Source organism: Micromonospora sp. NPDC005173 (assembly GCF_040608515.1).
GTDB lineage: Bacteria > Actinomycetota > Actinomycetes > Mycobacteriales > Micromonosporaceae > Micromonospora.
In genome coordinates this window covers 79,672-103,403 of record NZ_JBEXIK010000004.1, presented here as the reverse complement: position 1 = coordinate 103,403, position 23,732 = coordinate 79,672, and the positions used below count along the sequence as shown (strand labels likewise).

21 protein-coding genes are annotated in these 23,732 nt (G+C 71.7%); 11 read left to right on the top strand and 10 right to left on the bottom strand.

What is annotated here, in order from left to right; genetic code table 11:
* Nucleotides 1-3 precede the first annotated feature (3 nt).
* The gene (locus ABZV00_RS07610; RefSeq protein WP_355602759.1) at nt 4-1,269 is read right to left on the bottom strand and encodes an Hsp70 family protein; all 1,266 of its coding nucleotides are present in this window, start codon (nt 1,267-1,269) and stop codon (nt 4-6) included.
* 298 nt (nt 1,270-1,567) lie between these two features.
* Between ABZV00_RS07610 and ABZV00_RS07605 the strand changes: the two genes are divergently transcribed.
* From ABZV00_RS07605 to ABZV00_RS07595, 3 genes are all read left to right on the top strand, one after another.
* Nucleotides 1,568-2,446 carry an IniB N-terminal domain-containing protein gene (locus ABZV00_RS07605; protein WP_355602757.1) on the top strand — a complete coding sequence of 293 codons (879 nt, stop codon included), beginning with the start codon at nt 1,568-1,570 and terminating at the stop codon, nt 2,444-2,446.
* A 115-nt stretch (nt 2,447-2,561) separates the two neighbouring features.
* Nucleotides 2,562-4,418 carry a dynamin family protein gene (locus ABZV00_RS07600; protein WP_355603113.1) on the top strand — a complete coding sequence of 619 codons (1,857 nt, stop codon included), beginning with the start codon at nt 2,562-2,564 and terminating at the stop codon, nt 4,416-4,418.
* Complete coding sequence (locus ABZV00_RS07595) at nt 4,415-5,875, top strand: GTP-binding protein (protein ID WP_355602755.1); 1,461 nt, start codon at nt 4,415-4,417, stop codon at nt 5,873-5,875. The genes ABZV00_RS07600 and ABZV00_RS07595 overlap by 4 nt, the downstream gene beginning before the upstream one ends.
* Before the next feature lie 171 nt (nt 5,876-6,046).
* On the opposite strand, the gene ABZV00_RS07590 is transcribed toward ABZV00_RS07595, so the two are convergent.
* The 6 genes from ABZV00_RS07590 to ABZV00_RS07565 all read right to left on the bottom strand — a co-directional run bounded on the left by ABZV00_RS07590 (nt 6,047) and on the right by ABZV00_RS07565 (nt 11,801).
* A complete protein-coding gene (locus ABZV00_RS07590) occupies nt 6,047-6,400 on the bottom strand; it encodes a TraR/DksA C4-type zinc finger protein (protein WP_355602753.1) in 354 nt (117 codons plus the stop codon).
* 56 nt (nt 6,401-6,456) lie between these two features.
* Nucleotides 6,457-7,674, bottom strand: a complete 1,218-nt coding sequence (locus ABZV00_RS07585) for a ferritin-like domain-containing protein (protein ID WP_355602751.1) — start codon at nt 7,672-7,674, stop codon at nt 6,457-6,459.
* Nucleotides 7,671-8,516 carry a PhnD/SsuA/transferrin family substrate-binding protein gene (locus ABZV00_RS07580; protein ID WP_355602749.1) on the bottom strand — a complete coding sequence of 282 codons (846 nt, stop codon included), beginning with the start codon at nt 8,514-8,516 and terminating at the stop codon, nt 7,671-7,673. The genes ABZV00_RS07585 and ABZV00_RS07580 overlap by 4 nt, the downstream gene beginning before the upstream one ends.
* Nucleotides 8,516-9,685: an acyl-CoA dehydrogenase family protein gene (locus ABZV00_RS07575; protein WP_355602747.1), complete on the bottom strand. Its 1,170-nt coding sequence runs from the start codon at nt 9,683-9,685 to the stop codon at nt 8,516-8,518. The genes ABZV00_RS07580 and ABZV00_RS07575 overlap by 1 nt, the downstream gene beginning before the upstream one ends.
* A gap of 137 nt (nt 9,686-9,822) precedes the next feature.
* Complete coding sequence (locus tag ABZV00_RS07570; RefSeq protein WP_355602745.1) at nt 9,823-10,770, bottom strand: ion transporter; 948 nt, start codon at nt 10,768-10,770, stop codon at nt 9,823-9,825.
* 194 nt (nt 10,771-10,964) lie between these two features.
* Nucleotides 10,965-11,801 carry an alpha/beta fold hydrolase gene (locus tag ABZV00_RS07565; protein WP_355602743.1) on the bottom strand — a complete coding sequence of 279 codons (837 nt, stop codon included), beginning with the start codon at nt 11,799-11,801 and terminating at the stop codon, nt 10,965-10,967.
* A gap of 62 nt (nt 11,802-11,863) precedes the next feature.
* Here ABZV00_RS07565 and ABZV00_RS07560 point away from each other — a divergent pair, with 62 nt between their 5' ends.
* The 3 genes from ABZV00_RS07560 (at nt 11,864) to ABZV00_RS07550 (ending at nt 14,596) form a co-directional block, all read left to right on the top strand.
* The gene (locus ABZV00_RS07560) at nt 11,864-12,565 is read left to right on the top strand and encodes a helix-turn-helix domain-containing protein (protein WP_355602741.1); all 702 of its coding nucleotides are present in this window, start codon (nt 11,864-11,866) and stop codon (nt 12,563-12,565) included.
* Nucleotides 12,566-12,756: 191 nt separating this feature from the next.
* Nucleotides 12,757-13,116: a hypothetical protein gene (locus ABZV00_RS07555; protein WP_355602739.1), complete on the top strand. Its 360-nt coding sequence runs from the start codon at nt 12,757-12,759 to the stop codon at nt 13,114-13,116.
* A gap of 313 nt (nt 13,117-13,429) precedes the next feature.
* Entirely contained in the window at nt 13,430-14,596 is a 1,167-nt protein-coding gene (locus tag ABZV00_RS07550) for an epoxide hydrolase family protein (protein WP_355602737.1), read from the top strand.
* 107 nt (nt 14,597-14,703) lie between these two features.
* Here ABZV00_RS07550 and ABZV00_RS07545 read toward each other — a convergent pair whose 3' ends face one another.
* Nucleotides 14,704-15,561 (bottom strand): NAD(P)H-binding protein, encoded by an 858-nt coding sequence (locus tag ABZV00_RS07545; RefSeq protein ID WP_328417527.1) that lies wholly within the window; start codon nt 15,559-15,561, stop codon nt 14,704-14,706.
* 90 nt (nt 15,562-15,651) lie between these two features.
* On the opposite strand from ABZV00_RS07545, the gene ABZV00_RS07540 reads away from it, so the two are divergent.
* A complete protein-coding gene (locus tag ABZV00_RS07540) occupies nt 15,652-16,056 on the top strand; it encodes a helix-turn-helix domain-containing protein (protein WP_355602735.1) in 405 nt (134 codons plus the stop codon).
* A gap of 21 nt (nt 16,057-16,077) precedes the next feature.
* Here the strand turns inward: ABZV00_RS07540 and ABZV00_RS07535 are convergent, their stop codons facing one another.
* Entirely contained in the window at nt 16,078-17,040 is a 963-nt protein-coding gene (locus ABZV00_RS07535; RefSeq protein WP_355602733.1) for a helix-turn-helix transcriptional regulator, read from the bottom strand.
* Nucleotides 17,041-17,380: 340 nt separating this feature from the next.
* Here ABZV00_RS07535 and ABZV00_RS07530 point away from each other — a divergent pair, with 340 nt between their 5' ends.
* From ABZV00_RS07530 to ABZV00_RS07515, 4 genes are all read left to right on the top strand, one after another.
* Entirely contained in the window at nt 17,381-18,043 is a 663-nt protein-coding gene (locus ABZV00_RS07530) for a hypothetical protein (protein ID WP_355602732.1), read from the top strand.
* Between the two features lie 104 nt (nt 18,044-18,147).
* Nucleotides 18,148-20,145: a Xaa-Pro dipeptidyl-peptidase gene (locus tag ABZV00_RS07525; RefSeq protein ID WP_355602730.1), complete on the top strand. Its 1,998-nt coding sequence runs from the start codon at nt 18,148-18,150 to the stop codon at nt 20,143-20,145.
* Between the two features lie 195 nt (nt 20,146-20,340).
* Nucleotides 20,341-21,849: a phosphoesterase gene (locus tag ABZV00_RS07520; protein ID WP_328417517.1), complete on the top strand. Its 1,509-nt coding sequence runs from the start codon at nt 20,341-20,343 to the stop codon at nt 21,847-21,849.
* A gap of 175 nt (nt 21,850-22,024) precedes the next feature.
* On the top strand, nt 22,025-23,074 hold the full coding sequence (locus ABZV00_RS07515; protein ID WP_355602728.1) for an aldo/keto reductase: 1,050 nt from the start codon (nt 22,025-22,027) through the stop codon (nt 23,072-23,074).
* 31 nt (nt 23,075-23,105) lie between these two features.
* Here ABZV00_RS07515 and ABZV00_RS07510 read toward each other — a convergent pair whose 3' ends face one another.
* Nucleotides 23,106-23,699 carry a MarR family winged helix-turn-helix transcriptional regulator gene (locus ABZV00_RS07510; protein ID WP_355602726.1) on the bottom strand — a complete coding sequence of 198 codons (594 nt, stop codon included), beginning with the start codon at nt 23,697-23,699 and terminating at the stop codon, nt 23,106-23,108.
* Between the last annotated feature and the right edge of the window lie 33 nt (nt 23,700-23,732).

The window sequence follows — 23,732 nt, the reverse complement described above, 5'->3', positions numbered from 1 at the left end:
TGGTCATCCTTCGCGTCCCCGGCTGAGGGCCAGCGCCAGGCGGGACGCCTTCGGCAGTTCCAGTGGGAGAACCCGGACCGGGGGTCGAGGTGGCGGATCGCCCGGAACGGTGTTGTCGTGGTGGGGGCGGCGCGGCGCCGGGATGGCGGCCCGGCCGGCGCCACTGACCGGCGCCGGTTCGCGTACCGGGTCCGGCCGGCGGGGGCGCGGCGACACCACCTGGCAGGCCGCCCTCGCGGCCCCGGTGGCGGCGGTCAGTTGCGAGTCCGGTTCCACCTCGACAGGGACCGGGAGAGCCGCGGTGATCAGCTCGGTGACGAGCGGGATGCGGGCGGAGCCGCCGGCGAGCAGGACGCCGTCGAGGTGGGCCGGCTTCAGGCCGGCGCCGCACACGGTCCGGAGCAGGAGGTCGACGGTGGCCTGCACCGTCGGGCGGATCATGTCCTCGAACTGCGCCCGGGTCACCGGTATCCGCGCCGGCCCGGTCGGCAGGGTCAGCACCACGTCGGCTGCCAGATCGACGGTCAGCTCACGCTTGACCCGGTCACACTCCGACCGGAGCCCCCGCAGGGCGGCGTTGGTGTCCCGGCGTGCGGTGGTGGCCAACTCCCGGGCCAGCACGGTGCGTACGTGCCCGGCCAGCACCTCGTCGAAGTCGGCGCCGCCGATCTGGTCGAGGCCCTGGGGCGTGCCGAAGCTCTCGTACGTGCCCCGCGGCGTGCGCCGCACCAGTGCCGCCTCGAAGCTGTTTCCACCCAGTGCGTAAACGGCGGCCGTGGTGCCCGCGAACCCGTGCGCCGCGTGGCTCTCGGCCACCGTGACCGTGTGGGGCAGCAGCGTCACGTTGCGCAGGCCGAGGTCGAACAGCGCCCGGTGCAGCAACTCCCGCCGGTACGGGCGCCAGCCCGCCGGGTGGCTGAGCACGATCGCCTCGGCCGGGCCGCCCTCCACGGCGTACACCCGCTCGACCACCCACGTTGCCAGCTCGGCGGCCAGCGTCTGCGGTGCGCACGGCTCGCCGCCGAGCAGCAGGGGCACGTCGTCGCCGATCCGCCGGACGAAGTCCCGTGTGGTGCGGCTGCCGTCGTCGGTCGCGGGCTCGCCGATGTGCAGCGAACCGTCCGTCGACAGGTACAACACCGACGGTACGAGAGCCGAGTCGGCGTTCAGCGGCACCGCCTCGGGGCGCGTCCAGGTCGTGCCGTGTCGCCGCGCGACGGCAGCGGCCGTGTTGGTGTTTCCGATGTCTATCCCCAGGACGTAAGGCATCCGTCTCGTAACTCCCCGTGAGTTGGCTGACCAGCGGTGATGGCGTCGGTGCCGCCCGACGACCCACCCCCGGCGAGCCCCCGCGGGCTCCTACGTTCGTACCAGAGATCGGCTCCCGATCGGGACCCTAATCTGGCCGGGACGGTTTCCCCCAGTCCCCCTAACGTAGGAGGCGCCGGAGGCCCCAACGCGGCGGGACCAGATGCGGGCCGAGCCCCGATGTCCACGGTCGCTCCCCGCAATAACGTCGCTGTCGACGAAAGACGGTCGCCGATGCCAATCCGAGGAGAACCGGCACATGGACTCGCACCAGACCCTTCACGACTTCGTGCTCGACCTGCTGACGAACCCGGACGCGCGGTCGGCGTTCGACCTCGACCCGGAGGGTGCACTGAACGCCGCGGGGCTGACCGACATCACCGCCGCCGACGTGCAGGACGTGGTTCCGCTCGTGGTCGACTACGCCCCGGGGCAGGGTCTCGCGCCGCTGGCTCCGGTCGGGCAGCTCGGGTTCGACCCGCTGGTGACCGACGCCACTGACGCGGTCGGCCAACTGCAGAGCGTGGCGCAGCAGATCAGCATCACCAGCTCTCCCACCGGCCTGGATGTCAAGGCCGGCGTGCTGGGCGCCATCGCCGTCGACCCGGCAACTCTCGCCGCCGGGGTCACCGTGCTGCCCGGGATCGGCCTGGGCGTCGGTCCGAACGGCCTAGACACCGACCTCACCGGTGTGAACGACGTGGCGCACACCCTCGACGCCGACGTGGTGGCGCCGGTGGACGGCATCGCCGACCCGCTGCTCGGTGACGTCACCGGCACGGTCGGCAACCCGGCCGGCGTGCTCGGCACCACCGACCCGAGCCTGCTCGGTGGCGACCTGACCGGTGGTCTCCTCTCCGGCACCACCGGTCAGCTCGACGGTGTCGTCGGCTCCCTCGGTGTCGGCGACACCCTGGGCGGGCTGGGCCTGGGTGACGGTGGCGGCGTCGGCGGCGTGGTCCCGCCGGTCGACGTGCCGTCCGTGGTGGGCGGCGTGACGCACCAGGTGGACGGGCTTCTCCCCGGTGTCACCGGCACGGTCGGTGACGTGACCGGCGGCGTGCTCGGCGACTCGCACGACGGGGGGCACGCCTCGTCGGACAACGGACTGCTGGGCATCACCGGCGGTCTGCTCTGACCGGGATTCCCGGTGGGAACGGAAGGCCGGATCGCCTCGGGCGATCCGGCCCTCTCCGGTTCCACATCCGGCCCCTCTTGATAATTGAGCCGAAATCCGCACACTTGGTGCGGTGATGGCGGGGATCTGGTTGGACGTGCTGGACGAGATCGCCCGCACGTGCCACACACACGGACGTGGCGACCTGCTCCAGACGGTGCGGCAGCGGCGTACCCAACTGCTGGACCCGAAGCTCCGCGTCCTGGTCATCGGCGAACCGAACCAGGGCAAGAGCCAGCTGATCAACGCGATCATCAACGCGCCGGCCTGCCCGGTCGGCGACGGGCGTACCACCGTTCTCCCAACCGTGGTGCAGCACGCCGACGTCACCTCCGCCGCCGTGGTCCAGGCGCCCCCACCGGCCCCGGGCCGTCCTGCCGGCACCGCGCCCGCGGCGATCGTCGAGCGAACCCCGGTGGCACTCAACCAGGTCGCCGCGGGGGTGGCCGGCACGATCGGGCGTCGGCCCGGTGGCGGCCCGGTGTACGTCGAGATCGGACTGCCCCGCGCCCTGCTCGGCGGCGGACTGGTGCTGGTGGACACTCCGGGCACCGACGAGATCGCCGTGCTCGGCAGCGTCGCCCCGGTCGCCGCTCCCAGCCGCGCGGACACCGTGCTGCTGGTCACCGACTCCACTCGGGAACTCTCGGTCACCGAACTGAACATGCTGCTGCACGTCATGCGCTCGCATCCGAACGTGGTCGTTGTACAGAGCAAGACCGATCTCGTGGCGGACTGGCGCGCGGTCGCCGAGCGCAACCGGCAACACCTGGCGGACGCCGGCGTCCCGGTGCCGCTGATACCGGTCTCGGCCGCGCTGCGGCTGCGTGCTGCCGCAGCCGACGACCGCGGTCTCAATGCCGAGTCCGGCTTTCCCGCGCTGATCGCCCGGTTGCAGCGGGACCTGGCCGGCAAGTCCGACCAACTCGCCCGGGCCTCGGTGCAGGGGGTGGCCCGGACGGTGGTGGAGCAGTTGGCCGCGCCGCTGCGCGCCGAGCTGGCGACCCAGGAGGCCGAGGTGCAGTCCGGGCCGATCTCCCGGCTGCACGCGGCCCAGCGTGAGGTGGACGAGCTGCGCCGCTGCACCACCCGGTGGCAGAACACCCTCACCGACGAGATGGCCGACCTGCTCTCCGACATCGAGTACGACCTGCGCGACCGGACCCGGCAGATCCTGCGCACGGTGGACGAGGCATTCGACACGGCCGATCCGTTGGTCGCCTGGGACACCTTCCAGGACTGGCTGGAGCGAAACCTGGTGGAGGCGGCGGAGGCGAACCACGAGTGGCTGATCCAGCGCTGCGACTGGATCGCCCGCCGGGTGGCCGCCAACTTCACCCGGTACGGCTACGACGTGCTGCCGCCGTGGTCGATGACGATGCCGGAGGATTTCGGCGACCGCCTGCCAGAGCTGGAACGTCCGAGGATCGACCGGTTCACCACTGGTCAGAAGCTGTTCACCGGCATGAAGGGCTCGTACGGCGGCATGCTGATGTTCGGTCTGGCGACCACGCTGGCCGGAATGCCGATGATCAATCCGGTCTCGGTCGGCATCGGCGCGCTCTTCGGCGGCAAGAGCATCCGCGACGAGGGCAAGCAGTTGCTCCGGCGCCGGCAGGCGACCGCCAAGACGGCGATTCAGCGGCATGTCGACGACTTCTTCGTCCAGATGATCAGAGACTGTCGGGACGCCGCCCGGCAGGTGCAGCGGATGCTGCGGGACCACTTCACCGGGCTGACCGAGGAGTTGCAGGAGGCCATCGTCCAGTCCTTCCGCAGCGCGAAGCAGGAGGCTGACACCGATGCCGCCCTGCGCGAGCAGCGGCAGCGCGAGATCCGGCTGAGGATGACCCGGTTGGCCGCGCTCTACGAGCAGGCTCAGCAGCTGAGCGGTGCCCGCCCCGCCCCGGTGCTGTTGGAACCCCGGGCATGACCGTCGGGTTGCGGTTGGATGAGGCGGCGTGGGGCTTGCTGCACCAGGCCATCGACCTCTACCAGGACAATCCCCGGGCGCTGGGGGAGTTGCGGCACCAGGTGGCCCGGTTGGAGCAACCGCTGCGGATCGCGGTCGCCGGTCCCTGGCGTTCCGGCAAATCGACGGTGCTGAACGCGCTGATGGGTGAGGAGGTCGCGCCGGTCGAGGGCGCCGACGGCGTCTTCACCTGGTACGAGGACGGTGCCCAGCCGCGCGCCACCGCCTACCCGGCCGGTCAACCTCCGCAGGAGCTGACGGTGCTCAAGTCGGCGACCGGGATGCGGGTGGATCTCGGCTGGCGGGCGGGGGAGGTCCGCGACATCGTGGTGCAGTGGCCGACCCGGGCGCTGCGGCAGGTCACCCTGATCGACACCCCGGCGGTCACCGACACCGGTGAGCAGGGCCACGTGCCGGTGATGGAACGCGTGCTGCGGGACGCGGACGCGGTGTTGTACCTGACCCGCGATGGTCGCGACAGCGATCTGCGGGTGCTGGAGTCCAGCCGGGAGAGTGCCGTCGGGCAGGCCGCCCCGGTAAATGTGATCATGGTGTTGTCCCGGGCGGACGAGACCGGCGGCGGCCGGATCGACGGGTTGCTCACCGCCCGCCAGTTGGCCCGACGGCACCACCGCGAACCGCGGGTGAGCGCGCTCTGCGTGAACGTGGTGGCGTGCAGCGGCGCGCTCGGCCTCGCGGGCCGGACGCTCGGCGAGTCGGCTTTCGCCGCGCTCGCCATGCTGGCCCGGGTGCCCCGACCGGAGCTGGAGGCGCACCTGCTCTCCGCCGACCGTTTCGTCCGAGGCGAGCTGCCGGTACGGCTGGACCCCGAGGTCCGCGCCGAACTGCTGGATCGGTTCGGGCTCTTCGGGATCCGGTTGGCGACCACCCTGGTCCGCGCCGGGTTCGACAGCCGGGTGAAGCTCTCCGCCGAACTCATTCGGCGCAGCGGGCTCACCGAGCTGCGGGAGTCGGTGACCCGCTGCTTCATCGACCGCCGAGACACGCTCAAGGCCCGGTCGGCGCTGGCCGCCGTGGAGGCCCTGCTGCGGGCCGAACCCGCCCGGGGCACCGACGAGCTGGTCGGCGCGATCGAGCAGATCCTCGCGGGTGCACACGAGTTTCGGGAGCTACGCCTCCTGGTGGCGCTGCGCAACTCCCGGCTGGGCTTCGACGCCGACCTGGTCGCCGAGGCGCAGCGACTGATCGGGGGCGACGGGGTCGGGCTGGCCGCCCGACTCGGTGTCGAGCACGAGGCGACCGTGCAGCGGCTCTGGGAGGTCGCCGCCGATGCTCAGTGGCGATGGCGGGACCGGGCGGAGGATCCCCTGCTCCCGCTGGCCCAGCGACGCGGCGCGCAGGTCGTCGTCCGCAGCTGCGAGGGGATGCTCGCCGAGTTGGCCGCGGGCGGCCGGTGAGGGGCTTCTCCACCCGGACACGGATCTCGCCGCGGATCAGGCGGACGGCCTCGACGCCCTTGCCGGCCGGGTCGTCGAGCGGTGGGCTGCCGTCCGCGCCGCTCACCCTCATCGCCCTCGACGCCGCGCCCGCCGACGCTCAGGCCGCGGCTGCTGCGGCAGCTGACCACATCACCGCCGGCTGGCGCAGGCGACACACGTACGCGCCGAGGGGCGGGCGACCAGCCGCTCGGCGGGAATCGGCCGGGAGCAGCGTTCGCACACGCCGTACGTGCCGGCGTCGACCCGTTGCAACGCGACGTCCAACTCGGCGAGGCGCCGGCGCGCCGCCTCCAGGACCGCGGTGAGCTGTGCCCGTTCGAACGCGATCGTGCTGCCCTCGGGGTCGTGCTCGTCATCGGCGTTGGACGACCGGGATGCCTCGAAGAGGCTCCGCAGATCGCCGTCCATGGCTGCGGCCTGAGCCTCGGTCTCGGCGCGCAGTCGTAGCAGTGCCGCACGGACCGAGTCGTTGTCCCTGTTCATGACCGTTCAACGGTACTGCGCAGGCCCGCAGGCCGCCGGCGGCCCGCGCGCTGGATCTACATGAAGTTGCGGGTGTGCAGGGCGGAGAGCGCGGCCGCCTCGTCGGGTCGGAAGCCCAGCCTTACCAGCCGGCGCTGGCGGCCCTGATCCATCGCGCGCTGCAGGTCCTGCACCCGGTCGAAGCCGGCGGACACGTCATCGGGGCGCCAGCCGCCGGCCGCGAGCACCACGAGCGCGTCGAAGACGTCCGCGTTGAGGCCCGCGGTGTCGACGAGCGCGTCGTGCCGGCGGTGGATGGCCGCCCGCAGTCGGTCACGCAGCCGCGGGTCGACGGATGCCTGGTGCTCCAGGTGCGCCATGCCGAACACCACGTGCCGGCGCTCGTCCTGCATCGCCAGCCAGCAGATCCGCCGGGTCACCGGGTCCGGGGCATTCTGCTCCAGGAACGAGAGCAGGTCGACGAAGCTGCCCTCGCCGAGCACCGAGAGCAGGAACGAGGCCAGCGCGAAGTCGGATTCGGCGACGAGCGTGAAGAGCGACTGCCGGCCGCCGGCCGACGACGTGCCCAGCTCAGCTCCGCGCAGCAGCGCCCGCCGGCTGAACACCTCCATGTGCCGAGCCTCATCGGCCATCTGTACGGCGAGAAGCTGCACCACCTCGCGGAAGTGCGGGTGGATGCGCCCGACGAAGCGCGCCGGCACGACGAGTGCGGCCTGCTCGTTCTCGACGAGGTAGGTCATCACCTGCACGACCGCGGCCTCGACGTCGGCCGGCAGCGTGAACGCGTCGCCCCACGACACCGCGGTCTCCGGGTCCCACTGCCGCGCGGCCGCCTGCGCGTACAGCTTGGGCGCGACGTCGGCCCAGACCAGATCGCGCTCGTCCAGGTCGAACCGGGCCTCGGGGCCGCCGGCCTCCAGCAGCGCACCGCGGGCGCCGAGCCCCCAGCGGGGCGGCGGACGACTGCTGAGCGCCGACGGCAGGGCGGACCCGGCCCGCTCCGCGCCGAACCAGCGGTCGTCATCCGCCGTGCCCCGGACGACCACCGCCGCCAGCTCGTTCCGGTCGGCCGGATCCGGCCATTCGAGCCGGTGGCCCCGGCTCCGGCACCAGGCGGGCAGGTGCACGGGCAGGGCCGGGTCGCGGCCGGAGACCGCCAGCCGGCCGCCGGGCGGTAGCCCGGCGAGGGCGCGTTGCACCAGCAGGTGTGCGCCCCGGCCGAAGCCCAGGCCGCCGAGGTGGATCTCGACGTCGGCGGCCGGCACGCTGCTCACGGCCGATAGTCCGCGGCCGTCACCCGCCCGTCGGCGGCGTAGAACCCGCTCGCGTCGACCGCCCGGGCGAGGGCGTCGTACCTCGTGGTCCGGCCGTCTTCCCAGGCCGTCAGCCCTTCGAGGTCGAGCAACGGCCGTACCTGCGGGTCGGCGTACGACATGCCACGCAGCAGCGTGCCGAAGAGCTGGACCCCGGCGGACGCCGGGTCGAGTACCGTCATGTTGCAGTGGTCGTATCGCGCGGTCTGCGCGACGATCCGGGTGCCATCGGCCGGCAGCGTGCCTTCCTGAACGAACGCCAGGTGGTTGGCGTCGATCATGCAGGCGGCGTCCACCTCCTTGGACATGAGGGCCCGAGCGGCGTCGCGCTCGCCGCCGATGTGGTCGCCGTGCAGACCGACGCCAACGTCGAACCGGCGTACCTCGACCTCGACTCCGGCGGCCGCGAGGTGCCCGAGCGGGATCAGCGTCGCCTGGGGACTGTCCACGGCACCGACGGCCACCAGCATCCCGGCGAGGTCCTCGACCTGCCGCACCGGTGAGTCGGCGCGCACCACCACGACCGAGGTGAGGTCCCGGTCGGTGTCGCGCATGGTGAGTGCTCGCACGGCGCTGCCGCTGGCCGCCGCCAGGCGTTCCGCCCGTAGCCAGGCGAGGGGGGAGTTCCACGCCGCGTCGATCCGCCCGGCGACGAGGTCCTCGACCTGCCGCTCGTAGTGGGAGTAGAGGACGAAGTCGAAGTCCAGCCCGCCCTCTCGGAGCCAGGCACGGAAGCCCTCCCAGATGGTCACCACCTTGGGGTCGTAGGCGACCGCCCCCATCAGGACCGCTGGCGCCGGCATCAGCGGTTGGCCTCGTCGAGCAGCGGCAGCCCGGTAGCGACGCGACCGACGAAGTCGTGCAGGGCGTCGGTCGTAGGTGCCATCACCCGGGCCGCACGAGAGTCGCGGAATCGGCGTTCGAGGCCCAACTCCTTGCGGAACGCGCTGCCGCCGCAGAGCTGCATCGCGCCGTCAGTCACGTCGGCGGCCGTCTCGCCGGCGAGCGCCTTGACCTGCAACACCCGCAGCATCGCGTCCTCCCGGCCGGTCTCCAGCGCGGTGAGGGTGTCGCCGAGGAAGGCGCGCAGGGCGTCGGTGCGGATCTTCAGTTGGGCGAAGCCCCGCCGGGTGACGGGCGCGTCGCGAAGGGCCGCGCCGGTGTGCGTGAGCGTGGTCCTGGTGAGGTGCCGGCCGGCCTCGGCGACCGCGCTGTCGGCGAGGCCGAGGCAGAACGCGGCGTTCAGCACCAGGAACCAAGGGAGGACCGCGCCAAGCGCGGTGTCCAGGCCGGCACCGTCGGCGGCCAGCATCGCGCCGGTGGGGACCCGGAGCCCGTCGGCCGTCATCGGTCGGGAGCCGTTGCCGCGTAGGCCGAGCCCGTCGAAGTCGCCGGTGATGCTGAGGCCGGCGCTGTCGGCCGGGACGAGCCACAGGGTCATCGGACCCGCCCCCGGGGACAGCGGGAGGCTCGACCAGACATAGCTGTTCACCTCGCCGGCCGAGGTGACCCAGCTCTTCCTGGCGTCGAGCCGGACGGTGCCGTCGTCGGCGGCCGACGCGGTGCCGGTCGGCGACCAGAAGTGGCTGCGCGAACCGAACTCGGAGAAGGCCAACGTGGTCAGATGATCGCCGGCCGCGATGGCCGTGCGGACCTCGCGCGGGCCGTGTGCCTCGATGACGGCGGTCGCCGCGTGGTGCATGAGAACAACCATCGCCGTGGAGCCGCACTCGGCGGCCAGCCGCTCGATGACCTCGGCGATCGCGCGCATCCCCTGGCCGCCGCCACCGACCTCGGTCGAGGAGGCCAGGCCGAGCAGGCCAGCCGAGGCGAGGGCGTCGACGCCCTGCCGGGGAAAGGAACCGTCCCGGTCGACAGTCGCCGCCTGGGGGCGGATCACGTCGTCGATCAGCGTGCCGAGTGCGTCCGGGGTGTCGGTGTTGGTGCGGGCATTGTCGACACTGGCCGTCATGCGGATGCCCTTCAGTCAGACCTGTAGGACGCCATCGAGACTAACTGGTACGCGGACCGCCACGGAAGAACGTCGGATGACCGTCACGTGCTGGAATGCGCCGCACCGGAGGGTGTATCCGGCACCCGGCGGCCGGTTCATCGTCCGGCGCGGGCGTCCTCCCGGTGTGGGCGGCCGTGCCCGTCGTCGCGGTCGATCCGCAGTTCCCGTTCCAACTCGGCGATCACCGCCCGCAGGTCGTCCAGCCGTTGGGTGAGCGCGATGCGGTCCAGCTCGTCCGGTACGCCGTCACCGTCCTCGTCGTACCCGGGGGCCAGCCGCTCGGTCATCTCCAACCGGCGTGCCTCCTCCATCGAGTTGACGATGACCGCGATGAGGATGTTGAGCAGCAGGTTGACGGTGATGATCACGTAGCTGACGTAGTAGAGCAGGGTCCACGGCGAGATGGCCATGCCCTGCTCGATGAGGTCTGGCAGCGTCTCCAGCGACAGCAGCACGAACAACGTCAGCAGGGACCGGCCGATGTCGCCGTACTCTTCCGGGTACCTGCTGCCGAAGATCAGCCAGCCGGCCATGCCGTACACGTAGAGCGTCACCACGGCCAGGGCGAGGAAACCGCCGACGCCCGGCAGGCTGCGCCACAGGGCGGCGACGATGGTGCGAAGGCCCGGCGAGAACCGCACCAAACGGATCATCCGTGCGACCCGCACCACGCGCAGCAGCGCCGGGTCGCCGTGCAGGCCCGGTATGAAGATCGCCGCGATCACCACGAAGTCGAAGACGTTCCAGCCGTGCCGGAAGAAGTCCTGCGGACGACGGCCGTACGCAGCCAGCCGGATGCCGATCTCGACGACGAAGACGGCGCGGAAGAACAACTCCAGCCAGTGCAGCGCCGCACCTGGTGCGATCAGGCCGTCGTACGTCTCCAGGCCGAGGACGACCCCGTTGGCGAGGATGACGACGACGATGCCGATCTCGAAGGGGCGCGAGTCGGCGAGTCGCCGGCAGCCGTCGACCAGCCTCGACCGGCCGTCTGTCGGTGCGGCCGGCTCACCTCGCTGGGCGGGCGCGGGTGCTCCACTCACCAGCCGGCCGGCTCGGTGGTGTGTTCCGAGGCCGCTGGGCGGCCCGACCTGTGGCCGTCATGATGGCGGTGCGCGGGGCATTCGGGCATGTCCCCCAGCCTATGCCAAGATCAATAACCGTGGGCGGCCGTGCGTGCCGCGCGATGGCGCCGACATCCATTGGGGACGGCCAGGCCGGGCGACCGCGTGGCCCGTCAGGTGTGGGGCGTCCGCCGCGGCGTCACCGGGGCCGCGAAGAAGTCGACGAGCGGCTCGACCATTCTCGGGTACGCCCGGTTGATGGCGTCGTGCCCGCTCCGGGGAATCGTCAGCGTCCTGGCTCGTGGCAGCGCGCGGGCCAACGCCTCGTTGAGATCGATGTAGTAGGGCGGGCCGTCGGCGCCGCACGTCAGCAGCACTTCGCAGGTGACCCCGTCCCACTGGGTGGCCGGGCCGTCGTGCGCCAGGATCAGGGCCGTCTCGTCCAGAGTCATCGGCAGCAGCTCGCCCATCGTGCGCCCGATCGGGGTGTGCTTGAACGCGCGAGTGATCGCCACCCGTACGCCGAGCGGGAGCTTCGCCGCCGCCATCTGCGGGTTGATGCCGGCGGCCGTGATGGCGAGGCCCCGAGCGGTGTCGCCACGCCGCAGCGCCGCGCGGGCGGGCTCCAGCCACGCGGACGGTGAGCCGCCGTCGATGGAGATCGCGGCGTCGTAGAGGGCGAGTCGGTCGATCGGCAGCCGGAGTGCGGCCCGGAGCGCGATGAAGCCGCCGGAGCTGTGGCCGATGACGTTGCCGGACCCGGTGTGCTCCAGCACCACGGCGAGGTCGTCGATGTCCTGGTCGAACGTGTAGGGCATCGACCTGGGCGGGGCGTCGGCACGTCCCCGCCGGTTGTAGAGGTGCACGGTGAATCGGTCGGCGAGGGCCGTGGCCAGCCGGCCGTACACGTCGATGGTGACCCCGCCGCCGTGCACCACGACGATCCCGGGTCCGCTGCCCGTGGAGTGCAGCACGACGCTGGCGCCGTCCCGTGCCGTGATCCGTTCCATGATCGGTCCGCCCTTCCGCCAGGTCTAAACTGCGAACGACGTTTGCAGTTTACAGTAGATCGGTGAGCGACGCACCGAGGAAGTCCGGCGGCGGTGACACCGACCGGCAACCGATCTGGACCAGGCCCGAACGCGGCAGCCGCGGTCCCGTTCCGGCGCACAGCCGCGACGAGATCGTCGCGGCCGCCATCGCACTGGCCGACGCCGAAGGACTCGCCGCGGTGTCGATGCGCGCCGTCGCGACCGCGCTGGGCACCGGCGCCGGATCGCTCTACCGGTACCTGTCCTCCCGCGACGACCTCCTGGATCTGATGACCGACCGGGCCGTGGGGGAGCTGCGGCCGTACCCGCAGGCGGAGGGCGACTGGCTGCACTCGATGCTGCTGTTGGCCCGCAGGCAGTTGGCGCTGCACCGGCGCCACCCGTGGTTGTTCGACGTGAGTCACCGACCGTCCGGCATCGGCCCCGACAGCCTCGCCTGGTTCGACAACTGCCTGCGGGTCCTGGAACCCGTCCGCTGCGCCGCCACCGCCAAGTTCGAGGCGATCGCCATGATGACCGGCGTGGTGAGCCTCTTCGCCCGCAGCGAGGCCACCTCCGGGTCGTTCAGCTTCGCTGGTGGCGACCTCACCGCGTACCCGCACATGGTCGCGGCGTTCAGCCAGCCCTCGGTGCCCGCGCCCCGGACGGACCTCTTCGAGCGGACCGTGCGCAGCCTGCTGACCGGGTTGCTCCTCGCCGACCCCACGGAGACGGCCCAGTGACAACGGCGGAAGGGCGAACCACCAGCCGATGCTGTTGAGGCGTTCGGCTGCCCGACGCGGCGCCGGTTGTCTAGGTTTCGGTGGTGAGCCCGGGGGAGTGGTCGGGTCGACCGGGCCGGGTGCGGCGGCCGACGATGACGGCGGGCCGATGGAGAACCGTCGTGCGTGAGCCTGGTGAAAGGTACGTGATCGTGTCAGATTCTGATCTTGCGGGCCTGCGGGAACGGGCCGCGAACGGTGACCGGGACGCGGTCGACCAGCTCGTCGAGCTTGCCGGTGAGCGGGGCGACCTGGCGGAGCTGCGCCAGCTCGCAGAGAGCGGCAACACCGACGCGGCGGCTCAGCTCGTCGAGCTCGCCACTGAGCGCGGCGACATGGACGAGCTGCGGCGCCTGGCCGACCGGGGCGACCAGGACGCGACCGATCAGCTCGTCGAGCTGGCGACCGAGCGGGTCGATGTCGCCGAGCTTCGACGGCTCGCCGATGGCGGCAACCGGGACGCGGCCGACGTCCTGGCCGACGTCACCGACCAGGACGACGAGACGGAGTAGCCGACCGGCACGTGTCGCCGTGCAGACCGCTTGCGACGCCCACGGGCGCGACCTTGACTAGCCCGCCGCGGCGGTGTGCCGGATGTTCCTGCTCCCCGACTGCACCCGATGCGTACCGACCGAGCCGGATCCCGGCCCCAGCCGACCACCGGCTACGTGGCGCTCCCGGCCACAGCCGAGTGAGCACTTTTCAGGCAGCGTCGCGGCCGGTAGCATGCGAATCGCTTCCCTTGCAGCCATCGGGCGAGCCGATATGGCGAGCTGACCTGGGGAATGTGGATTTCATCCGTCCCAGGTCACGGAGGCCCTCTTCATGTCGTCCCTGCCACAAGCTGTGCCGTTCACCATCGACGTCTCCGACGACCTGCTGGCGGACCTGGCCGAGCGGTTGGCGCGCACCCGCTTTCCCCGCCCGACTGCGAGCGGGTGGTGTGCCGGCACGGATCCGGACTACCTTCGCGAGCTGGTGACCTACTGGCGCAGCGGCTTCGACTGGCGCGCCCGGGAACGCGAACTCAACGCAGTGCCGCACTACACCGCGACCCTGGACGGCCGGCGCGTGCACTTCGTGTACCTGCGCGCGGCAACCTCCAGCGGCACCCGCTCCCCGCTGCCGCTGGTGCTCACCCATGGCTGGCCCAGCAGCTTCGTGGAGATGTTGCCGCTAGCGGCGCGGCTGGCCGATCCGGCTGCCTACGGCGGCGAGCAGGACGACGCCTTCGACGTCGTCGTTCCGTCCCTGCCCGGCTTCGTGTTCTCGGACCTGCCGATCCACGGCCTGGTGACCCCTCCGGTAGTTGCTGACCTGTGGGCACGGCTGATGACGGATGTCCTGAGCTACTCCACGTTCGGCGCGTACGGCGGCGACATCGGCTCTCATGTCACCGGCTTTCTCGGCGCCCGGCACCGGCAGCGGGTGGTCGGGATCCACACCCACCATCCGAACCTGCACCCCATTCTCGACGACGCCCACCCATTGTCCGCAGCCGAGCAGGCCTACCTGAAAGCGCGATCGAACGAGCACGATGGCAGCGATGACGGCTACGCCGCCATCCAGAGCACTCGACCGGACACCCTCGCTGCGGCCCTGCTCGACTCTCCCGCCGGCCTAGCCGCCTGGATCGTGGAAAAGTATCGGGCCTGGAGCGACTGCGACGGAGACCTCGAATCTCGGTTCAGCAAAGACCTTCTACTCACCATCGCCACTCTTTACTGGGCGACCGGGACGATCGGCTCATCCTTCAGGCCCTACTACGACGACTCCCGGACTCCGCCCCTGGGGGTTGTTGACGTGCCAGCAGGAGTCCGGCTCACCCCGGAGGACCGGGACTACCCCCGCGAGTACGCCGAGCGCGTTTATCGTGACCTGCGCCAATGGCGTGGCCCGACCCGCGGAGGCCACTTCCTGCCCTTGGAGGAACCCGACGTGCTCGCCAACGACCTGCGAGACTTCTTCCGACCGCTGCGCCGCGGGGCGTAAACGCCCGTCCGGCACGTGTCGGCCGTGGGGGCTCCCGGAGCGCAGGCGGGCGACAGGTACGCACCCGTCGCCCGCCGGTGCTCGTCGACGTGGCCGACGGCCGCCGGTCAGGCGTGCGCGGCCCGGACGGCGTCGTGCAGCGGGGTGCTCGGGCGGCCGATCAGCCGGCTGAGGTCGTCGCTGTCGGTCGTCAGTTCACCGATGGCGATCGAGTGGTCGAGCGCGGCGACGAACCCGGCGGTGCCCGCGTCGAGCCCGACGTTCTCCAGGGTCGCGGCGAGCTCGGTGGCGGACAGGTCCCGGTGGACGACCGTGGTGCCGGTGACCTCGGTAACGGCGGCGGCCAACTCGTCGAAGGTGAATGCCGTCCCGCCCAGCTCGTAGACGGCGTTGCCGTCCTCCTGGCGGGTCAGCGCCGCGACGGCCGCCGCCGCGTAGTCGGCCCGGGTCGCGGCGGAGACCCTGCTGCCACCGGTGGCGCCGAGGATCACGCCGGTCTGCAGGTACTGCGGCAGCTGGTCGGTGTAGTTCTCGGTGTACCAGCTGTTGCGCAGGATCGTGTACGGCAGACCCGAGGCGGCGATGACCTCCTCGGTGGCCTTGTGCTCGGGCGCCAGGGGGTTCGTGGTGGTGTCGGCGCGGAGGATGCTGGTGTAGATCAGGCGCTCGACCCCGGCGAGCTTGGCCGCGTCGATGACCGCGGTGTGCTGGGCAACGCGCTGACCGGGAGTGTCACCGGAGATGAGCAGCAGGCGGCGTACTCCGGCCACGGCGCCGGGCAGCGTCGACGGGTCGTCGTAGTTGGCCTGGCGGATCTCGACGCCGCGCGCGGCGAAGTCGGCGGCCTTCTCCGGGGTGCGGACGACGGCGGCGATCTCGGTGGCGGGTACGCCGGCGTCGAGCAGGTGCTCGATCACCAGGCGGCCCAGGCGGCCGGTGGCGCCGGTGACGGCATAGGTGGGCATGGGAAACCTCCGGTGCGGCGATGACGAAACTGTAGGCACTTACTAATCTACAGTACATGCGTTCTCGTAATCGTGAGGTAGGCTGTTGAGGTGAACGACGTGCCGGCCCAGGACCCGGCGGGGCCTACCCAGGAACTCGTCAGCGATGTCTTCGCGCGCGGGTGCACCTCCCGCGCCGCGTTCGAGGACGTCACCTCGAAATGGGCTTCGCTGGCCCTGCTGGCGCTCGGCGAGGGTCGGTACCGGTTCAACGCGCTGCGTCGGCGCATCGACGGGGTCAGCGAGCGGATGCTCTCCCAGACCCTGCAGACCCTTGAGCGCGACGGCATGCTGACCCGCGAGGTCCTCACGGCGATTCCGCCGCGCGTCGAATACTCGCTGACCCCCCTCGGCGCCCGGGTCGCCGAGCAGTTGCGCGGCCTCGCCGACCTGCTGGAAGGCTCGGTGCCCGAGTTGCAGACCGCCCGCGACGCCCACGAGCGCGACCGGGACTAGCCCGCGCGGTGCTGGCGTCGGTCAGGCGTGGAGGGTCTCGCGGGGCGGCACCCCGTAGCTGGCGTGGTACCGGGCGGTGAATCTGCTGTGGCTGGCGAACCCCCACCGACTGGCGATCGCCGACACGGTATCCCGGCGAGGGTCGGCCCGTACCAGGTCGTGGTGGGCCCGATCGAGCCGGATCCGACGCAGGTGCGCCATCGGGGTGGTGCCGAGATGACGGCGGAAGGCCAGTTGCACCGCCCGCAGGGAGACGGCGGCGGCGTTGGCGATGTCGGCCGCGGTGATGTCCCGGTCGGCGTACTCGTCCATGAAGGTGATCGCCCGGCGCAACGTGGCGGTGCCGGCGTCGCGCCGGTCCTCGGTGGTCGGATCGGTGACCGCCGTGTTGGGGAAGACCGTGAGTGCCGCCGCGGCGAGCATCCGCGCGGCGTTGCCGATCACCAGCGGCTCCGCGTTGGTGGTCGCGTTGGTCAGCACGACGTCGCTGATGTAGCGGGTGGTGTTCCGCCACTGCCGGGCGTGGGCGGCACTGGCAGGCCCGAGGTCGGTGAACCGGACCTGACCGGGTCGCCGGGCCGGCGCGGCGGTGGCGACCTGCGCCAGCACCGCCAGGTCCAGCACGCAGAGTTCCACCTCGCCGGGTTGCCAGTGCATGTTGAACGGCAGACCGGGTCTGGTGGTGAGGAAGACGTCGCCGGGGCCGAACCGATGGACCGCGCCGTCGGTGGCGCGCTCGACCCGGGCGGTGCGGGTGCGGCAGATCACCAGAGCGTCGATACCGTGCGCACCGATGTCGAGGTGCGCCGTCTGAGCGATCGTCGCGAGAGCGAACAACCCGGTGTCGAGGCGTTGGTGGACGAGTCGATAGCCGTCGTCCCCGCCGCGGATGCGCAGGTCCGTGTCGTACGTCCGGGCCAGGAAGTGGCGAATGGCCGCCGGATCTCGGCTCTCGAATCCTCGGATCTGCACTCGTGAGGTCATCCGCTGTCTCCGTCCGGGGAAGGTGTCGCCGGATGCTGGACCGGGGCCGGCGGCGGTGTCGGGACGTACCGGGCCGCGAGGCCGGAGCGAACTGTGAACAATTCCCACTTACACAACAGGCTTTGATGGAAGTTCCACCATAGGACAGGTGGAGGCCCGCCCGCCGTTCCACCTCGGTGTGTCGGTTGGTCGACTTCGCATTCCGACTACCGCATTCGTATCGCTGCGCCTGCTGGCCTAGCCATGCAGGTTGCGCCCACCGGAATCTTGTCCACAATTCCCCGGACGCCGGAGCGCGGCCGGGCCTTGCCGGACGACCGGCCATCGAACGGGGTGACCATTGGACAGTACCGACCCTGACCGTGTCGTCCGGCTGGCCGTGGCCGAGGCGCTGACGCGGGTGGCGGACCAGGACAGCCTGGGACTGGGCGAGGGTGACGCGCTGGAGGGCCTCGGGACTGCCTTGCGCGAGGTGCTGCGCCGCGCGCTCGACGACCGCGTGCCACTGGCCACCCTCGAATTCGTCGACCTCTGCCGCGACCTGCGCCTGAACCGTGACTCCCTCGACCTGCTGGGGCACCATGTGATGACGGCGTTGCTGGCCCACCACGTGGGGCCGGACGCGCTGATCCGCGTCGGCGTACTCCTCGGGACCGTCCGGCGCTACCTGCCGCCCGTTCGGCCGCTCGCGCCACGCAACGGCGGCCCAGCCGCCCAGCGACGCGACGTGCGCTCGGACAACAGTGTCGTGGGCCGGTACCGCCGGGCGAGACTGCCCGAGCACCTGCCCAACCCGCCGAGTTGGACCTGCACCGGCTGCGGTCGCGAATGGCCCTGCGCCACGAAACAGAGCCAGCTCCTCGCCGAGTTCGGTGGGGCGCGCGCCGCCCTCGCCATGTACCTCGGCTCCTGCCTCGTCGCCGCCGTCCAGGACCTGCCGACGCTGCCGTTACCCCGGGTCCGGAACCGATTCCTGGGTTGGCTGCCCCGCGCCCGGATCTGACGACGGCCCCGCCGGTCGTGGGCGGCGATCGGGCGGGCACTAGGCAAGCAGGACATCGATGCGATGGAATGTCATCCACGCGCCGCATCCTGGGGAGGACACCGATGTCGCCCACTCCGATGACCGCCGGCACCCGCGCCCGGGTCGCCGCCGTCCTGGCCGGCCTGTTGCTCGCGGCGCTGCCCACCGCTCCGGTGGCCGCCGCCCCGGTGGCCGCCTCTCCGGTGGCCGCTGACCCGGCCGCCCAGCACCGCCCGGCCCCGCCGCATGTCGTCGGCGACCAGACCGTCCCCGCGTACTCCTACGCCGACGCGATCCGGGAGAGCGTCTGGGTGGAGACCCGGGCCGACACCGACGGCGACGGCGTGCGGGACCGGGTGGCGGTGGACCTGGTCCGGCCCCGGGAGGCCGCCGCCGCGGGGGTCCGGGTGCCGGTCATCATGGACGCCTCGCCCTACTACCTCTGCTGCGGCCGAGGCAACGAGAGCGAGCGCAAGACGTACGACGCGGCAGGCGTGATCGCCAAGGCGCCGCTGTTCTACGACAACTACTTCGTCCCGCGCGGCTACGCGTTCGCTGCGGTGGACCTCGCCGGCACCGCCCGCTCCACCGGCTGCGAGGACGTCGGCGGCCCGGCCGAGGTGGGCAGCGCCAAGGCGGTGGTGGACTGGCTCAACGGGCGGGCCCGTGCCTTCACCGCCGACGGTCAACCGGTCAGCGCGGCGTGGAGCACCGGGCGGGTCGGCATGATCGGCAAGTCGTGGGACGGCTCTGTCGCCAATGGGGTCGCCGCCACCGGCGTGCCGGGGCTGGCGACGATCGTGCCGATCTCGGCGATCTCCAGCTGGTACGACTACATGCGCTACCAGGGGGTGCTGCGTGCCACGGACTATCCCGGCTACCTGCACTCGTACGTCAACGGCCGCACCGACGAGGCCTGCGCGGTGGTGCTGGCCCGGCTGCGCGCCGACAGCGCCGAGGAGACCGGCGACTACAACGGGTTTTGGGCGCAGCGCGACTACCGACCCGCGGCCGGCCGGGTGCGGGCCAGCGTGTTCGTGGCGCACGGCGTCAACGACCTGAATGTGACCACCAACCAGTTCGCCCGCTGGTGGCAGGAGCTGGCCGAGCAGGGGGTGCCCCGCAAGCTCTGGCTCTACCAGGCCGGCCACGAGGACCCGTTCGACGTCCGGCGTGCCGAGTGGGTGTCCGACCTGCACCGCTGGTTCGACTACTGGTTGCAAGGGCTGCGCAACGGGGTGATGGACGAGCCGCGGGTCGACCTGGAGACCGCGCCGGGAACCTGGACGACGCAACGGGACTGGCCGGCACCCGGCACCCGGGAGGTACGGGTGGCCCTCGGTGCCGGTGACGGCGTGACCGGCACCCTGGGCGGGCGCGGCGCGCGGCCGGGCCGCGAGCAGGCGTACGTCGACGAGTCGCTGAGCGAAGCGGAGCTGGTCGCCGAGCCGAGCACCGCGACCGCCGGCCGGTTGGTCTTCCTCTCCGGCGCGCTCACCGCGCCGGTGCGGATCTCCGGCAGCGCCTCGGTGCGGCTACGGATCCGGGTGGACCGGCCGACCACCGAGCTGACCGCCCGGCTGGTCGACTACGGCACCGCGGAGCGGATCCGGTACGGCAGCTCGGAGGGGGTGCGGACGCTGAGCACCGAGTCGTGCTGGGGAGCTTCCACGGACGCCGACGACGCCTGCTACCGGGACACCGAGGAGATCACCGAGGTCTCCGACCACGCCGTGCTCACCCGGGGCTGGCTCGATGCGGCGCACCACCGCTCGTTGCGGTTCAGCACCCCGCTGCGGCCGGACCGCTGGTACACGGTGACCGTGCCGCTGAACGCGTACGACGCGATGCTGCCCGCCGGCCATGTGCTCGGCCTGGTGCTCGGCCAGAGCGACCCGCAGTTCACCGAGACCGACGACCAGGACGCCACCGTCCGGGTCGACCTGGGTCGCAGCGAGCTGATCCTGCCGCTCGCCGGCCGGGCCGGGCTGCCCTCGGTCGACGTCGCGCCACCGGTGGTCACCGGACCGGCCGACTCGTCGGCCGCCCGGAGCACGCGGGATACTTGGCAGGTGCCCTGACCTGGCGATCCTGGTCCGGCACCCCGCGCCGTCGCGGGGTGCCGGCCGCAGCCTCGAGCGGGCGGGGCCGGGCCTGTCGGGAGGTCCGGGCCGGGTGTTCATCGTGCGCCCGCGCACCGTACAGAGTGCGTTCACGACCTTCTTCAAGGCTCCTTGATCGAAAGAGCATTCGCTTGATCGAGGAGAGGCTCTCACGTGAGGGACAAGCAACCCGAAGAGACCGAGCGCGGGCAGCTGTCGCGCCGCAAGCTGGTCAAGTACGCAGGCGTCGGCGCGACGCTGGCCGCTGCCAGCCCGCTGATCGGCGGAGGCGCGGCCTGGGCCGACGAGGAGCGGCGGCCCGGCGACGACACGGGCGACCGGGGCAACTCCAAGAACCGGGCGTGGCGTGCCGGTGACCACCATGTCCACTCCGAGTACAGCGGCGAATTCGACACCACGAAGTCCCCGATCGTGTTCCACAAGGGCGCGGACGCGGTCTACCCGATCGTCACCAACGCCATCATGGCGAAGAACTTCGGCCTGAGCTGGGCGATGTGCACCGACCACGGTGGACCGACCCACTCCAAGGTGAACATCGAGCAGGCGTACCCCGACCTGCTGCGCTCGCGCAAGCTGGTCCCCGAGGTGCTCCAGTTCTGGGGCATGGAGTTCGACGCGCCGGCGCTGGACCACCACACGCTGATGATCCCCCGCCACGACGACGAGGCGAAGCAGCTGTTCGAGCTGGAGAGCCGGTTCGCCAAGTACGACGCGTTCCCCACCGACCCGGCCCGGGACACCGAGGCCAGGATGGTGGAGTTCCTCAAGGTCGCCCGGGGGATGCCGCACAAGCCGCTGGTGATCGCCCACCACGCGTCGCGCTCGGCGCCCGGCCTCGGCGTCTACGGCCAGGACACCCCACGGGAGTTCCGTAACGGCAACAACGCCGCCCCGGACGTGTACATCGGCTTCGAGGGTGCGCCCGGCCACCAGGCGGGTCCGCTCAACGGCGGCAAGCGGGGCGGGTACGGCAACCACCCCACCTACGGTGGCTTCGACCAGATGACCGCGCGGGTCGGTGGGCTGTGGGACTCGCTGCTCGGCGAGGGCCGCCGCTGGTGGATCACGGCGACCTCGGACTCACACGTGCACTGGACGCGCGGCGGCTCGGACTTCTGGCCGGGCGAGTACAGCAAGACCTACGTGCACGCCCGCCAAGACTACGGCGACATCATGGACGGCCTGCGCAACGGCCGGATCTGGGTCACCACCGGTGACCTGATCAGCAGCCTCGACGTCACCGCCAGCTCCCAGGGCCGGACCGCCGAGGTGGGCGAGACCATCACGGTCAGCCGTCGCAACCGCACCGATGTCGAGATCGAGATCAAGTTCCGTCCGCTGAACGGCGCGAACGCCAACGGTGACCGCCCCGAGGTCCGCCGGGTCGACCTGATCGTCGGTCAGATCACCGGTCCGAGCGCCAACCCGGACGCCGACACCAACCCCACCACCAAGGTGGTGGCCCGGTTCGGCCCGCGGGACTGGCGCCGACAGGGTGCGGACTACGTCATCCGGCACACGCTGCGCAACGTGGAGGCCGACACCTACGCGCGGGTCCGCGGCACCAGCACGGACGAGGCGGAGCCGCTGGCCGACGGGCTGGAGAGCCCGTGGGACGACCTGTGGTTCTACTCGAACCCGGTGTTCGTGCACGTGCGCTGACCCCGGCGTGACGGCGGTGGCACGGGTCCGCCGGTACGGCTCGACGCACGACGGTCGAGCGGTGCCGGCGGGCCCGGCCCGTGCTCACTTGACCTCGAGTGCGCTCGAATGCCTAGGTTGGCTGGACGGGCCAGCCGCCCCCGTCCGCGCGGCTCCAACCATTTCGGGGGACTCCATGCGCTACCGCGTCCTCGGCGGCACCGGCATCCAGGTCAGCGTCCACTGTCTCGGCACGATGATGTTCGGCGCGGTCGGCAACCCCGACCACGACGACTGCGTCCGCATCGTGCACGCCGCACTGGACCGGGGGATCAACGTCGTCGACACCGCCGACATGTACTCCGCCGGGGAGTCGGAGTTGATTGTCGGGAAGGCGCTGCGCGGCCGGCGCGACGACGTGGTGCTGGCCACCAAGGTCCACTTTCCGATGGGGGAGGGCCCCAACCGCGGGGGCAACTCCCGGCGCTGGATCGTCCGAGAGGTGGAGGAGAGCCTGCGCCGGCTCGGCACCGACTGGATCGACCTCTACCAGGTGCACCGGCCGGACCACACCACCGACGTGGAGGAGACGCTGGGCGCGCTCACCGACCTGGTACGGGCCGGAAAGATCCGGGCCTTCGGCTGCTCGACGTTCCCGGCGGACGAGATCGTGCAGGCGTACCACGTGGCCGAGCGGCGGGCGCTGGGTCGGTTCCGCACCGAGCAGCCGCCGTACTCGATCCTGGCCCGGGGGATCGAGACGTCGGTGCTGCCGGTCTGCCAGCGTCTCGGCATGGGGGTGCTGGTCTGGAGCCCGCTCGCCTCCGGTTTCCTCTCCGGCCGGTACCGGGCCGGCCGACCGGTCGATCTCAGCGCCGGCCGACCTGCCCTCACCCCGGCCCGTTTCGACCCCGCGCTGCCGGGCAACGCGGCCAAGTACGCCGCGGTCGACCGTCTCGTCGCGCTCGCCGAGGAGGTCGGCTGCACCCTGCCGGAGCTGGCCGTGGCGTTCACTGTCGCGCATCCGGGTGTCACGTCGGCCATCATCGGCCCGCGCACCATGGAGCAGCTTGACGGGCTGTTGGCGGGTGCGGAACTCACCCTCGACGACGCGGTGCTGGACCGGATCGACGAGATCGTCGCGCCCGGAACGAACCTCTACCAGCCCGACGGCGCCTGGGCGCCGCAGGTGCTCACCGATTCGGCGCTGCGGCGTCGTCCGCTGCCGGAGCGGGCCGCCGCCTGACCCGACCGCCTGACCAGACCGCCTGCCCGGCTCAGCCGCGACGGCGGGTGCGGGTGGCCGGCGTCCGCCGCGGGGGCGCGGACGCCGGTGGTGCGTTTGGCGAAAGCGTGGGCGGGGTCGGGTCGGGCTGCACCTGCGCGACCACCTCGCAGAGGTCGCGTAGTGGGTCGACGGCCTGGGCCGAGCAGGCGACCCGCTGGAGCAGGGCCCGCAGCGTCGCCGACTCGGCCGGCGAGAGCGCCCCCAGCAGGTGTGACTCGACCTGGCGCAGCGCCCGCCGCCGCTGCTCCCACGCCGCGCGGCCGGCGTCGGTGACGTCGACCAGTCGGCTGCGCCGGTCGGCCGGGTCCGCCCGGCGGGCGACGAACCCGGGTCGTTCGAGGTCGTCGATGACGTAGGTGAGCACGGTGCGGTCCATGCCGAGTTCCTCGGCGATCGCACCCTGGTTCCGGGTCGGCCCGTTGATCGCGGCGGTGAGCACCTGGTAGCCGCGTGGGCCACCGGGGAAGTCGGTGAGCGCGTGCTCGGCCGCCCGGACGTAACCACGGAAGACGATCCCGAGCATCCAGCCCAGGTCTTCGTCGAGGGGATCGGGTCGGTCCCGCGCGTCGGTGGCACCCGTCATACGACGACAATAGCGCAGCGTCGCAGACCTTAT